The organism is Deinococcus pimensis DSM 21231 (assembly GCF_000519345.1).
In the GTDB taxonomy this organism is placed as follows: domain Bacteria; phylum Deinococcota; class Deinococci; order Deinococcales; family Deinococcaceae; genus Deinococcus_A; species Deinococcus_A pimensis.
Genome location: NZ_KI912628.1, coordinates 32,609 through 32,856, shown reverse-complemented (window position 1 = coordinate 32,856; position 248 = coordinate 32,609). Strand labels below are relative to the sequence as shown.

Annotated in this window: 1 protein-coding gene; it reads right to left on the bottom strand. The window is 75.8% G+C overall.

Annotated features, from left to right (window positions below; genetic code table 11):
- Positions 1-248 (bottom strand): ADP-ribosylglycohydrolase family protein (locus DEIPI_RS28245; RefSeq protein ID WP_045233579.1); only part of this gene is annotated, 248 nt, incomplete at both ends.

Below are 248 nucleotides of genomic sequence, written 5' to 3'. Positions count from 1 at the left end.
GTCCCGCGCGGCGGCGCGGCGCAGGGCCCGCTCGGCCGCCTCGCGGTACGTGCCCTCCTGCCCGAGTTCCTCCACGAAGGCCGTGAGGAACACGCTCGCGAAGACGCAGCGGGGGTCGGCGTGCGTGAGGCCCGTCACGAGCACCGCCTGCCGTTCGAGTTCCGCGCCCGTGAAGCCCGCCGCGTTGCAGGCCGCGACCTTCATCAGGCCGCCGTTGCCCGCCGCGTGATGACCGCTCGCGGCCCACG